General features: G+C 74.3%; 11 protein-coding genes. 6 read left to right on the forward strand and 5 right to left on the reverse strand.

The features are described from left to right. The first annotated feature begins 70 nt into the window (after positions 1-70). Together ACIQ5Y_RS03240 and ACIQ5Y_RS03245 are read left to right on the forward strand one after the other, a co-directional pair. A complete protein-coding gene (locus ACIQ5Y_RS03240; protein WP_403874434.1) occupies positions 71-853 on the forward strand; it encodes an MBL fold metallo-hydrolase in 783 nt (260 codons plus the stop codon). A 90-nt stretch (positions 854-943) separates the two neighbouring features. Beyond that, complete coding sequence (locus ACIQ5Y_RS03245) at positions 944-1,375, forward strand: VOC family protein (RefSeq protein WP_403874436.1); 432 nt, start codon at positions 944-946, stop codon at positions 1,373-1,375. Here ACIQ5Y_RS03245 and ACIQ5Y_RS03250 read toward each other — a convergent pair. Beyond that, positions 1,305-2,789 (reverse strand): sensor histidine kinase, encoded by a 1,485-nt coding sequence (locus ACIQ5Y_RS03250; protein WP_403874438.1) that lies wholly within the window; start codon positions 2,787-2,789, stop codon positions 1,305-1,307. The two genes, ACIQ5Y_RS03245 and ACIQ5Y_RS03250, sit on opposite strands and share 71 nt — an antisense overlap. After that, positions 2,782-3,459, reverse strand: coding sequence for a response regulator transcription factor (locus ACIQ5Y_RS03255; protein WP_403874440.1), 678 nt, complete (start codon positions 3,457-3,459; stop codon positions 2,782-2,784). Before ACIQ5Y_RS03255 ends, ACIQ5Y_RS03250 begins: the two co-directional genes overlap by 8 nt. A 136-nt stretch (positions 3,460-3,595) precedes the next feature. Between ACIQ5Y_RS03255 and ACIQ5Y_RS03260 the strand changes: the two genes are divergently transcribed. The 3 genes from ACIQ5Y_RS03260 to ACIQ5Y_RS03270 all read left to right on the forward strand — a co-directional run bounded on the left by ACIQ5Y_RS03260 (position 3,596) and on the right by ACIQ5Y_RS03270 (position 5,860). Then, on the forward strand, positions 3,596-4,210 hold the full coding sequence (locus ACIQ5Y_RS03260) for a hypothetical protein (protein ID WP_403874442.1): 615 nt from the start codon (positions 3,596-3,598) through the stop codon (positions 4,208-4,210). Between the two features lie 61 nt (positions 4,211-4,271). Beyond that, positions 4,272-5,135, forward strand: coding sequence for a hypothetical protein (locus tag ACIQ5Y_RS03265; RefSeq protein WP_403874444.1), 864 nt, complete (start codon positions 4,272-4,274; stop codon positions 5,133-5,135). Between the two features lie 113 nt (positions 5,136-5,248). Beyond that, positions 5,249-5,860: a dihydrofolate reductase family protein gene (locus tag ACIQ5Y_RS03270; protein WP_403874446.1), complete on the forward strand. Its 612-nt coding sequence runs from the start codon at positions 5,249-5,251 to the stop codon at positions 5,858-5,860. Between the two features lie 4 nt (positions 5,861-5,864). Here the strand turns inward: ACIQ5Y_RS03270 and ACIQ5Y_RS03275 are convergent, their stop codons facing one another. The 3 genes from ACIQ5Y_RS03275 to ACIQ5Y_RS03285 all read right to left on the reverse strand — a co-directional run bounded on the left by ACIQ5Y_RS03275 (position 5,865) and on the right by ACIQ5Y_RS03285 (position 10,288). Beyond that, a complete protein-coding gene (locus tag ACIQ5Y_RS03275) occupies positions 5,865-7,118 on the reverse strand; it encodes an FAD-dependent monooxygenase (protein WP_403874448.1) in 1,254 nt (417 codons plus the stop codon). 137 nt (positions 7,119-7,255) lie between these two features. Then, entirely contained in the window at positions 7,256-8,572 is a 1,317-nt protein-coding gene (locus ACIQ5Y_RS03280; RefSeq protein ID WP_403874450.1) for an LCP family protein, read from the reverse strand. 111 nt (positions 8,573-8,683) lie between these two features. Beyond that, complete coding sequence (locus ACIQ5Y_RS03285) at positions 8,684-10,288, reverse strand: N,N-dimethylformamidase beta subunit family domain-containing protein (RefSeq protein ID WP_403874452.1); 1,605 nt, start codon at positions 10,286-10,288, stop codon at positions 8,684-8,686. Between the two features lie 269 nt (positions 10,289-10,557). Between ACIQ5Y_RS03285 and ACIQ5Y_RS03290 the strand changes: the two genes are divergently transcribed. Beyond that, positions 10,558-11,547 (forward strand): Acg family FMN-binding oxidoreductase, encoded by a 990-nt coding sequence (locus ACIQ5Y_RS03290; RefSeq protein WP_403874454.1) that lies wholly within the window; start codon positions 10,558-10,560, stop codon positions 11,545-11,547. The last annotated feature ends 130 nt before the right edge of the window (positions 11,548-11,677 follow it).

The raw sequence follows: 11,677 nt of genomic DNA on the forward strand, positions 1-11,677 counted from the left end.
CCCTCATCGTATTTCCGGTCGGCCCGCCGCGCGCGTCCCGCCGGGCCCCGCGCGCTCCTAGACTCCGCGAATGACCAGTGATCTTCTCCGTTTGACGGTCCTCGGGTCCGCGACGCCCTATCCCGACGTGGACAACGCCTGCTCCGGCTACCTGGTGGCCGGGGGCGGCGCGCGGGTGTGGGTGGACGCGGGCACCGGGACCCTGGCGCAACTGCGGCGGCACGTGCGCCTCGACGAGCTGGACGCGATATGGATCTCGCACCTGCACGCGGACCACACCGCGGACCTGCTCACCGCCTACTACGGCGCGCTCTACGCGGACGTACGGCTTCCCGCGCCGATCCCGCTGTTCGGGCCTCCGGGCATCGCCGACCGGCTGGCGGACTTCCTCACCAACACCGCGACCCGCAGCCCCGTCGAGTCGGCGTTCGCCGTCCGGGAGCTGTACGACGGCCACAGCGCGCGGGTCGGCGCCCTCACGCTGACCAGCCGGTCGGTGGCGCACGGAGTGCCCGCCTTCGCCGTACGGATCGAGGGCGGCGGGGACGCCGGGAGCGGGTCCCTGGTGTACTCGGGGGACACCGCCCCGTGCGCCGCGCTGACGGCCCTGGCCCGGGGTTGCGACCTGCTGCTGTGCGAGGCCGACAGCGCGCAGGCGCCCACCGCCGGCGAGCAGGTGCACCACACGCCCGAGGACGCCGGCGACACGGCGAGCACGGCCCGGGTCGGACGGCTGGTCCTCACGCACGTCGGGCCCTCCCTCACACCGGAGCAGGCGGTGTCACGCGCCGCCGGGCGCTATCGGGGGCCGGTGGAGTACGCCGCGCCGGGCGCGGTGTTCGTGGTCCGTTAGGGAGGAGTGGCGTTTCGGCGTGCGCGGGGGCGGCCTCGTGGGCGACCGTGGGACCGGGCGAATCCGCCGGCGCATCTGAGGAGGCTCTGCGTGAACTGGACACTCGAAGTGGTCCTGGTGCCCGTCACCGACCTGGACCGGGCGAAGGAGTTCTACGCCGACAAGGTGGGCTTCACGGTCGATCTGGACTCCGAGGTCGCCCCCGGGGTGCGCATCCTCCAGCTGACCCCGCCCGGCTCCCGGTGCTCCATCACCCTCGAACGGGGGATGCCGGTGATGCCCGGAACGGAGCCGATGGCACCGGGGACGTTGCGGGGCCTCCAGCTCTGCGTCACGGACATCGAGGCGGCCCGCGACGAGCTCGTGGCCCGGGGCGTGGACGTGTCACCCGTCCGGCACATCGGTGAGACCGGGTGGGAGGACGGGAAGGGTGACACCTGGAACTCGTTCATCACCTTCGCGGATCCGGACGGGAACGGCTGGATCGTGCAGGAGGCCCCTTCGGAGCTGTCGGAGCGCTGAGCGCCGGCGGTGCCGGCGGCAGGCGGACGACGAACCGGGCCCCGCGCGGGGAGTCCTCGGCGGTGAGCGTGCCGCCGTGATGCGCGGTCAGGTCGCGGGCGATGGCGAGGCCCAGGCCGGCTCCGCCGTGGTCGCGGCTGCGGGCGTCGTCGAGGCGGGTGAACCGTTCGAAGACCCGTTCGCGGTCCTCGGGCGGGATGCCCGGGCCGTCGTCGGTGACCTCCAGCACCACGGTGTGCCCGCCCCCGCTCAGGACGAGCCGGACCTCGCGGTCCGCGAAGCGCTGGGCGTTGTCGAGCAGGTTCGTCACCACCCGGGTGAGCCACAGTTCGCTGCCGGTCACCAGGAGCGGGGGCGCCGGCTCCGTCCGCACGGGGACGCGGTCGCCGAGGCGTGCGTCGACGGCGGCCCGGACCAGTGCCGTCAGGTCGAGCGGGACGGCCGCCACGGGCTGGGCCGCGTCGATGCGGGCGAGCAGCAGCAGGTCGACGGCGAGCTGCTGGAGGCGTTCGGTGTCCTCGAGCGCGCCGCCGATCAGCTCGGGCCACAGCTCTGGGTCCCGGACCGCGAGGGCCACCTCCAGCTGGGTGCGCAGCACGGTGATGGGGCTGCGCAGTTCGTGCGAGGCGTCGGCGATGAACCGGCGCTGGCGGACGCCCGAGGCCTCCAGCCGGTCCAGGGTGGTGTTCATGGTCTGCGCGAGGCGGGCGACCTCGTCACGGGTGTCCGGTACGGGGACCCGGCGGTGCAGATCGCGGTCGGTGATGGCCGCCACCTCGGCGCGGATGGCCTCGACCGGGCCGAGGGCGCGGCCGGTGACCCGCCAGGTGACGAGGCCGACGGTGAGCAGGAGCAGCGGTACGCCGAAGGCGAGCGCGGCCGTGGTGGTGTCGTCGGCGGCGTCGACGTCGCGCAGGGAGGCGCCCGCGTAGACGGTGATGGTGCCGGTGGGCGTGTCCGTGGTGACCTGGACTACCTGCTGGCGGTGTTCGACGCCGAGCGGGCGGCCCTTCCAGGCTCGGACGCGCCGGCCGGGGACCGGGGGTTCGACGGGGCCGATCGGCGGCACTCCGGCCAGGTTGGGGGTGGCCAGCACGACGCGGCCGTCGGCTCCGACGACCTGGACGAAATCCACTCCGTGGACGAGCGGCCGCACCCGGTCGAGGTTCCCCGCGGCCGCGAGCCGGGCCACGGTCTGGGCCTGCCGCAGCGCGTCCTCCTCGGCGCCGCGGACCAGGTTGGCCTCGAGCAGCCCGAGGAGGACGTACGAGGCCAGGGTCAGGGCGAGGGCGACCACGGCGACGGCGCCCGCGGTGGCCCGGGCCCGGACGGTCGTGGGCCACAGGCGGCGCAGCCCGGGCAGCCGGCGCAGGCCGTGGAGGAGGAGGCGGCGCGGGGCCGCGGGCTCAGCCACCGTCGGCCGCCAGCCGGTAGCCGGCGCCCCGTACGGTCTCCAGCGCGGCCCGGCCGAACGGCGCGTCGATCTTGCGGCGTACGGCGCTGATGTGGACCTCGACGACATTGGGGTCGCCGTCGAAGGCGCTGTCCCAGACCTGTTCGAGTATCTCCCGCTTCGGTATCACCTCGCCGGGGCGCCGGGCGAGGTACTCGAGCACGGCGAACTCGCGCGCCGTCAGCCGGATCTGGGTCTCACCCCGGGAGCACAGGTGGCGCGCGGGGTCGAGCAGCAGGTCCCCGAAGCGCATGGTCTGGGGGCTGCGGCGGCCGGTGCGCCGGCCGAGGGCACGCAGGCGGGCGACGAGGACGAGGTAGGAGAACGGCTTGGAGAGGAAGTCGTCGGCGCCCGTGTCCAGTGCCTCCGCTTCGTCGTACTCGCCGTCCTTGGCGGTGAGCATGAGGATGCCCGATTCGACGCCGGCGGCGCGCAGCCGGGCGCAGACCCGGTAGCCGTTGAGTCCGGGCAGCATGATGTCGAGCACGATGACGTCGTAGTCGTGCTCGGTGGCCATCCACAGCCCTTGCGGGCCGTCGTGTGCCAGGTCCACCGTGAATCCCTCGGCCTGCAGCCCCCGCTGCAGGGCCACGGCGAGCCGCCGTTCGTCTTCCACCACCAGTACACGCATGGCGCCCAGGGTCTCAGGCCGCGCGGGCGCGGGGCTGAAGGGGTCTTCAGGCGGCTTCAGGTGGGCTTCAGCTTTCCTTCCGCATGCTCTGGGCGAGCAGCCGGGCGGAGTGCCCGGGGTCATGAGGAGTACCCGTATGTCTGAGTCTTTCCCCCCGCCGCCGGAGCAGCAGCCGCACCCGGAGCCCGAGCAGACGGCGCAGTTCGAGCAGCCCGCGGCGGAACCCGCGAAGTCCGCCCGTGCCGCACGCCTCGTTCCGCGCGGCAAGGGTGCCCGCTGGGCGGCGATCGGCGCGGCCGTGGTGATCGTGGGCGGCGGGACGGCCGCGCTGACGGCGCTGGCCGTGTCCGGTCACCACCGCGACGGCCACCCGGTCCGGTTCGAGGTGCGCGAGGGCGGTCCCGAGGGCCCGCACAAGGCCGGTCCCGAGGGGATGGGCAAGGCCGGGCGGCCCGAGGGCATGGGCAAGCACCGCGAGGGGCTGCCGGGTGGACCCGGGGAGCAGGGCCCCGGGGGCCCGAAGAAGGCGGCGCCCGCGCCGCTGCCGTCGCTGGCGATCGGCGACGCGGCGGAGAAGGCCGCGGCGGCGGTGACCGGAGGCAAGGTCGAGGGCATCCGGGTGGTCGGTCAGGAGGGCGGCGGCAGTGCGTGGCGGGCCGTGGTGCTCGGTCCGGACGGCGTCCGGCACGCCGTCACGGTGTCCGGCACGGACGGCGCGGTCACGGGCAACGTGGTGCTGTCCGGCCGCTGACGCGGCCGGGGCGGCGGTCCCGGGGCGGCGGCCCCGGTGCGGGCTGAAGTAGCGTTCGGTCATGAGCACGCCCCCGCCGCCCCAGCAGTCCCCCGGCCCGTACGGCCCCCCGCAGCCCCCGAATCCGTACGGCGGAGGGCAGTACCCGCAGCAGCCGTTCCCGCAGCAGCACCCCCAGCAGTACCCGCAACAGCACTATCCGCCGCAGCCGTTCGCGCAGCAGCCGTACTCCGGTCAAGGCCCCTGGGGGCAGCCGCCGATGGGGCCGGCGCCGCGCAAGAGCCGGACCGGCATGGTGATCTGGATCGTCGTGGGCTCGCTGGTCGGGCTCGGCGTCCTCGGGTTCGCGGTGAAGCAGATCGCGGACGCGGGATCGGTGGCGAGCGGATCCGGTTTCCCCGCGGCCGAGTACCGGCTGACGGTGCCGAAGACGCTGCTGGCCGGCGAGTTCGAGCTGGCCCAGGACCTGTCGGAGGGCGAGGGCGGGAAGGCGATCAAGAACTCGTACGACCCGAAGATCCGCAACCCGCAGCCGGTGGTCGCCCAGTACGGCTCGGCTTCGGCGAAGGGACCGGGCGTCCTCGTCCTCTCCGGGATGTACGGCCAGTTCAAGGATCCCTCGGGAGCCCGCCGCAAGATGCTGGCCGGTGCCGCGGACGCCGACGGCGCGACCGTGGCCGTCCCCGCCCGGGAGATCACTCCCCCCGGTTCCGACATCACCGTGTCCTGCGAGGTGCTGACCTCGAAGCAGGACGGTGCCACGGTCACCCTGCCGATGTGCGCCTGGGCGGACGGGAACACGGGGGCCACGGTGGCCGTCGTCACACCGGAGACCTCGCTGCAGGCTCCCGGCTCCGTCGACCTGGCCAAGGTGGCCGAGACCACCGTCAAGGTACGTGCGGAGGCCCGGCAGCCGATCGGCTGACCGCGTGGCGCCGCCCGCCGGCCGCCCGGACGCGCCGCCGACCGGTCCGGCCGCCGGCGGCGTCTACTGGGAGCGTCAGGGAACACGACGGCTTCTGTGGAGGACCGGCCGGCATGCGGAAGATCGCGGCGCAGCTTTTCATCTCGCTCGACGGCGTCGTGGAGGCGCCCGACCAGTGGCACTTCCCCTACTTCGACGAGGAGATGGGGGCGGCCGTGGACACCACCCTCGGCTCGGCCGACACCCTGCTCCTCGGCCGCAGGACCTATGACGGCTTCGCCGGGGCCTGGCCCGGCCGGGAGGCGGCCGGCGGCGAGGACGCCCCCTTCGCCAAGGTCCTCGGCGACGCGAGGAAGATCGTCGTGTCGAACCGGCCGCTCGAACCGGGCTGGCGCAACTCCGAGCGCGTCGAGGGCGATCTGGCCGGTGCCGTCACCGCCCTGAGGAACGGGCCGGGCACCGGTCGCGTCTGGATCAGCGGCTCGGTCTCCGTCGTCCGTCAGCTGATGGCCGCGGGGCTGCTGGACGAGTTGAACCTGCTGGTGCACCCGATCGTCGTGGGCAAGGGCCTGCGGCTCTTCGAGGAGGGCGAGGCCACCGTCCCGCTGACGCTGCTCTCGTGCGACACCTTCCGGACCGGTGTGCTCAACCTCTTCTACGCCCCGGCGGCCTCGGCCGGCCACGGCACGTACGAGGACGCCAAGACCCACCTCCCCCGGCACTGACCGCTCAAGGGGCCGGCGCCATGGCCTGGCCTCCGATTCCCGCGGCGCCCCCGAGCTGCCCCTGCCACCAGGCTTCGACCTCGTCGCGGCTCATCGCGGCCCAGTCGGGGGTCTGCTCGACCTGGGCGCGGCCCAGGCGGCGGGCCAGCGCCACCAGTTCGCGCCCGGCCGCGCCCCGCGCCTCCTGGTAGGCGTGCAGCAGCTCGTCCCAGGAGGCGGAGGCGCGCCAGGCGGATTCGAAGGCGGCCGCGTCCTGCATGGCCTTGGCCGCCCCGCTGGTGTTGTGCGGCCGCACCACGGTGGCGGCGTCACCGGCGAGGAGGAGGCGTCCGGCGGTGGTCCGGGCGGTCTCCAGGTCGTAGATCGGCTGGACGAAGGTGTCCTCCGGCGGGGTCAGCGCGAGCAGGCGGGCCCAGTACGGAGGGAACTCCCGGGCGAGCAACTCGGCCAGACCGTCGGCGAGTTCCGTGGTCAGGCGGCCCGGGGGGAAGCTCGTCGGGTCGTCGAGGCGCAGGTTCCCGGACCGCGGGGGCACCGCGTAGAGGACCCAGTTCACCCGGGTGCCGTCCGGGCCGGGGATGCGGTAGACGACGCAGCTGCCGCCGGGGAAGCACACGGTGGTCACGGCGTCGCAGGGCCAGATGTCGGCGCCGATTCCGTCCAGCAGCCGGGCGTCGAAGTTCCCGCGCCAGCAGACGTATCCGGCGTAGTGCGGCCGGGATCCGGGGCAGACCGCGTCACGGACGACCGAGCGGTACCCGTCGGCGCCGACGACGAGGTCGTGCCGTTCGAGGTCACCGGTCCCGGCGTTCGCGCCGGCGTCCGCGCCGGCGTCCGCGAGCAGCAGCTCGGCCCGCCCACCGTCCCCGGCGACGCCCGTCACCGTGACGCCCTGCCGGTAGACCACGGAGGCGGGAGTCGCCTCGCGCAGCCCGCGCCACAGCAGGCCCCAGTGGTAGGAGTGGAAGGGGAACGGCTGCTCCCAGAACAGTTTCCCGGCGGGTGAGGCCGAGCCGTCCCGCACCACCCACCGGCGGCGGGTCAGCCGGTGCGTGGGGATCCCGGCGGGCAGTGTGCCCATGGCGGTGAGTTCCGCGGCCCGTTCGTCGTGGACGCACAGGCCCACTCCCCGGTCGGCCATCCGCCCGCCGGTCCGCTCGAAGACCACCACCCGCTCGGCGCCGGCCCGCGCCGCCGCCGAGGCGAACGCGCAGCCCGCGATGGACCCGCCGACCACTGCAACCGTTCCGCCCCGCATGCCCGCTCCTTCGTCCCGTCCCGTGCCGCCGGATCCGCCCGGACCATGCTGTCCGCCCGGAGGCGGGGAAAGCGAGGGCCGGCCGGAGTATGGCGTCCGATCGGGTGTATCGGGCCGGGAATCGACGCTGTCCCGGCTCAGTCGTCGACGCGGCTCGTCCCGGCCCGGCGGGCGCGGGAGCCCAGGCAGCCGAGGCGGTCGCCGGTGACGGGGGCGCCGTCGAGGGTGTTCCGGTCGTACGTCACGTTCTTGACGCCGACGGACCGGGTGCCGACGGCTACGTCGAAGGACGCGTCATGGCCGGGGACCACCTGGCGCCGGGCCCCGGGCAGCGCCGCCGCCAGGGTCGCCGCGTCGTCCTCCAGGCCGGGGGCGTAGCGGATCACCGGGGGTCCCGCCGGGCGCTGGGCGGGGGCCGATGCCGAGGTGTCGGTGACGGCGAATCCGGCAGCCCTCAGGGCCTTGGCCACGACGGCGTCGTCGACGCGGACCTTGACGCCGGCGGGGTTGGTGCGCGCCGGGGTCTCGGGGACGGGCTGGATCCGGGTGTCGTCCGTGATCCGCCGGTCCGCCGCCAGCGCCTCCCACAGGGCGCGGGAGCGCTCCTCGTCCCAGACGAGGGTGGAGCCCACGCCGGGCACCCGGTTGTCGAAGAGCCTGATCGGGACGGTGGCGAACTCGGTCCGTTCCGGGCTCAGCCGGCCGAGTGTCATACCGATGCGGACCAGGTCGGCGACGTCCGTGCCCGCGTCGGTGCGCACCGACTTGAGCAGGGTCCGTACGGTGTCGGCCGTCCCCACCGGGTCGGCCAGGGCGCCCTCGACGGTGAGGCGGCTCAGCAGGTCGGAGACCGCGCGCTGCTGGCGCCGGACACGGCCGAGGTCGCCGGGGTGTTCCGTGTGCCGGGCCCGGACGTAGCGCAGCGCGATGCGGCCGTTGGCGTTGTGGATGCCCGGGGTCAGGTCGAGTCCGGAGTTCTCGTCCTGGAGGTGCTTGTCGGTGCAGAGGGTGGCTCCGCCCAGCCCGTTGATCGCCTGCTCGAAGCCGGAGAAGCCGGTTTCGAGGTAGTGGTCGACGTGCAGGCCGGTGACCTTCTCGACGGTCTTGACCGTCAGGGGTCCGCCGCCCCGTTTGTAAGCGCCGTTGATCTTGCCGCGGACACCGGTTCCGTCCGCGTACTCGACGTACGAGTCGCGCGGGATCGACACCACGCTCGCCCGGCGGCCGTCCTGCGACAGGTGCACGAGCATCATGACGTCGGTGCAGTTGCACCCGGCGCCGCCGACGTGCAGCCGGTCCTTCTCCGCTTTGGACAGCCCCTCCCGGCTGTCGATTCCGACGACGAGGACGTTCGTCCCGTGGCCGGACACGGGACCGGCTGCGGACGGGCCGGCCCAGGCGGCGCCGGAGACCACGGTGGTGAGGAGGGTCAGGGCGGTGGCGAGACGGAGCATCGGACACTCCAAGGCGGCCGGGGCCGACGCACCGGCACGTGGACGCGCGGGCCGTCGGATGGTCGGATGATCGAAGCCCGACGCTAGCGACTGCGGGGCGTCTCGCTCCGGTTACACGCCGGAGGCTGGTCCTGTCGGGGTACCGTCCGGACCGTAGTGGAGGGCCACGCTGTCCAGCGCGGGCCGCGCGCTTCCCGCGGGGCCCGCAGCGAAGGCGCGCAGGACGTTCTCGGTGACGGCGCGGGTGAACCTCCCGGTACGGGCGTCCAGTCCGTGTTTCACCTTCGCTCCGGCGTTTCCCGCCTCCAGGGCTTCCACCCAGCGCATCGTGCCCACCGCGAAGAGGCCCGCGCCGGACGGCAGCGAGGCGTACACGGTGTCCGCGTGGCTGTGCCGCCCTTTGCGCACGACCGGCGAGTGCGCCAGGATCTCGACCGGCCGGGGCGTGGGGTACCGCAGGTCGATCCGGTCGTACTCGACTCCGACGAGGTGGGGGAAGGAGTCCCCCGCACCCGCCCCGGTGCCTGCCAGCAGCCAGTGCCCGGGCCGGGTCACGACGAGGGGCGCGTCGACCGGGTAGCCGCTGTAGATGACGCCCAGCAGGCTGCTCTCCGGCTCTGGGGACGGCCGGCGCCGGTAGTCGTGCGTGGGCGGCAGGCCGCGCCGGAATCCGGGGTCCTGCGCGTAGTCGTCCTTGTAGCAGACGACGGTCCGGTCGGCTCCGACGGAGGATTCCCGGAGCCTGACGCGCCGGTAGCAGCAGTTCGCCCCGAACACGGCGAGGTTCATGCCCTTGTCGCGGGCGTCGGTCACGTTGCGGCGCTGCTCGGGGCTCCAGTACTCGTCGTGGCCGGGCGAGAGCAGGGCCACTGCTCCGCGGAGCAGTGCCGCGTCCCGGGCCACGTCGATGCCGGTGGCGTAGGCGAGCGGCATGCCGATCCGCTCCGCGAGGGCGAGCAGCGGCGCCTCGTACGTGAGGAACTGGCCCGCGCCGCGAGCGTTCGCGTAGGGGCGGTCGAAGGTGACGGCGAGGGAGCGCGAGCCCGGCTTGCCGGTGCTGCCCGTGTACAGGTCGGCGCCGCCCCAGCGGTTGTACGCCTGCCAGGTGCCGACGGCGTTGGCGAAGATCATCCGGCCGGCCGCCGAGGCGGAGCGCACGGTGACCGGGACGTACCGTTGCGCCCGCTCGCCGCCCACGGTGTCGAGCCGCAGCAGGTAGTTCCCCTCGGGCCAGCCGGTGGTGTCGGCCTCGGCGGTCCGCCGCCACTCGGCGCGGGCGGTCCTCGTGGCGGGATCGACCTGCCGGGCGGGCTGGAGCACCCCGGGCAGTACGGGCGAGCGCCACACCAGGCGGGCTCGGGCGCCGCCGTACCAGCCCATGCGGTAGGCGGAGACCGTGTAGGAGGCCGCCTTCGTCGACACCCTCAGGCCGAGCGGCTCGCCCGGGAGGACGGAGGTTCGCTCGGCGAAGCCCTCGATCGCGCGCGCCTTGCCGGTGTGGGTGATCCGCCAGTCCTGATCGCCCGGGTGGCGGTTCTCGGCCGCCACGTCGAACCCGGAGGGTCCGGCTTCCGGTACGGCCGCGCGCCCGGGGGCGGCGGCCGCGAGCAGCGGTGCCGACACGACGAAGCCGGCCGCGAGCCCGAGCACCTGCCGACGGGCCGGGCCCGAGCGGTGCAGGGGAGCCTCCGGCACGGAGTCCTCGATCCGTCCCATGGCCACTCCTCGCCTCCAGGGCCCGCCGACCCACCGGCCGAGACGGGCCCGGTCACCGTACGGCACACCGGTCCGCCCGCTCGGGCAACGACGAGCGGCGGCGTGTCCCGGCGCGGTCCGGTCATCCCGACCGAATGGTCCGTGCCTGAGACAATTGGCACGAGAAGTGGTGAACGTGAACCGATCGCGAGGACCGCTTGTCCGGCGCAGCGGAAGGCCACGAGGCCGTCTTCGAGGGCAGCCGAGCAAGCAGGTGAAAGGTGGATCCCATGACCGCTCCGCTCCTTGACGCCCCGGCCGTCGTCGCCCTCGTCGAGGACGCGATCACGGCGCCGTCCATGCACAACGCCCAGCCGTGGAGATTCGTACACCGGCCGGACACGGGCGTCATCGAGCTGCACGGGGATCCGGAACGAACCATGCCGCAGGCCGACCCCGATCACAGGGCCCTGCACCTGAGCTGCGCCGCCGCCCTGTTCAACCTGCGCGTGTCCGCCGTCCACGCGGGTTGGGGGCCCGTCGTGGAGCTGCTGCCGGACAGCGACGATCCGTGGTTCCTGGCCTCGGTGGCGCTCCGGTCGCCCACGTCCGCGGACGCCGACCTCTCCGTTCTCCACCCCGCTCTGCGGCGGCGTCACACCAGTCGCTTCCCCTTCACGGAGGAAGAGATCCCGCAACCGCTGCTGGACGCCCTGTGCGGGGCCGCGCTCCTGGAGGGATGCCGTCTGGCCGTTCCGGACGCCTGGCACACCGAGACGCTGCTGGGCTTGGTGCACGATGCCGAGCACCGCGAGGACACGGATCCAGCGCTGCGCGCGGAGACCACGGCGTGGACGCGTACGGGTGCTCCCGGCGAGGAGGCCCGGCCGGACGGGATCCCGGCCGAGGCGTTCGGTCCCGTACGGTCCGGTCCGGGAGCCACCGTGCGCGACTTCGGCCGCTCGCGCCCCCTGCCCCGCCGGGGATGGGCGGTCTTCGAGCGCCGGCCGCACATCGCGCTGCTGGGCACGGCGGGCGATGCGCCCGTGGACTGGCTGCTGGCAGGTCAGGCCATGCAGCGGGTCCTGCTCCAGGCCACCTCCGACGGTCTGGTCACCTCCATGACCTCGCAGCCGCTGGAGTGGCCCGAGCTCCGTCCGACGGTGCGCGACCCGCTCGCGGGGATGAGTCACGTCCAGATGGTGATCCGGCTCGGTTACGGCCCCGAGGGTCCGGTGACGCCGAGGCGCGCGGTGGCCGACGTACTCGACACGCGCTGAACACCGGAACGGGACGCGGGGGGGGGGGGGGGGGGGCCGGGGGGGCCCCCCCCCCCCCCCCCCCCCGGGGGGCGGGGGGCCCACAGGCCGGCAGGGGCGGCGGGCGGGGCACGCCCCGCCCGGTTATAGG

Source organism: Streptomyces sp. NPDC096339, from assembly GCF_044762985.1.
Classification (GTDB): Bacteria; Actinomycetota; Actinomycetes; order Streptomycetales; family Streptomycetaceae; genus Streptomyces.

Bases quoted from the DNA above. Each gene is read 5' to 3' on its own strand.
- ACIQ5Y_RS03280 (WP_403874450.1), bottom strand. From the start codon at position 8,572: ATGCTCCGTCTCGCCACCGCCCTGACCCTCCTCACCACCGTGGTCTCC.
- ACIQ5Y_RS03270 (WP_403874446.1), top strand. From the start codon at position 5,249: ATGCGGAAGATCGCGGCGCAGCTTTTCATCTCGCTCGACGGCGTCGTG.
- ACIQ5Y_RS03240 (WP_403874434.1), top strand. From the start codon at position 71: ATGACCAGTGATCTTCTCCGTTTGACGGTCCTCGGGTCCGCGACGCCC.
- ACIQ5Y_RS03265 (WP_403874444.1), top strand. From the start codon at position 4,272: ATGAGCACGCCCCCGCCGCCCCAGCAGTCCCCCGGCCCGTACGGCCCC.
- ACIQ5Y_RS03290 (WP_403874454.1), top strand. From the start codon at position 10,558: ATGACCGCTCCGCTCCTTGACGCCCCGGCCGTCGTCGCCCTCGTCGAG.
- ACIQ5Y_RS03260 (WP_403874442.1), top strand. From the start codon at position 3,596: ATGTCTGAGTCTTTCCCCCCGCCGCCGGAGCAGCAGCCGCACCCGGAG.
- ACIQ5Y_RS03275 (WP_403874448.1), bottom strand. From the start codon at position 7,118: ATGCGGGGCGGAACGGTTGCAGTGGTCGGCGGGTCCATCGCGGGCTGC.
- ACIQ5Y_RS03285 (WP_403874452.1), bottom strand. From the start codon at position 10,288: ATGGGACGGATCGAGGACTCCGTGCCGGAGGCTCCCCTGCACCGCTCG.
- ACIQ5Y_RS03255 (WP_403874440.1), bottom strand. From the start codon at position 3,459: ATGCGTGTACTGGTGGTGGAAGACGAACGGCGGCTCGCCGTGGCCCTG.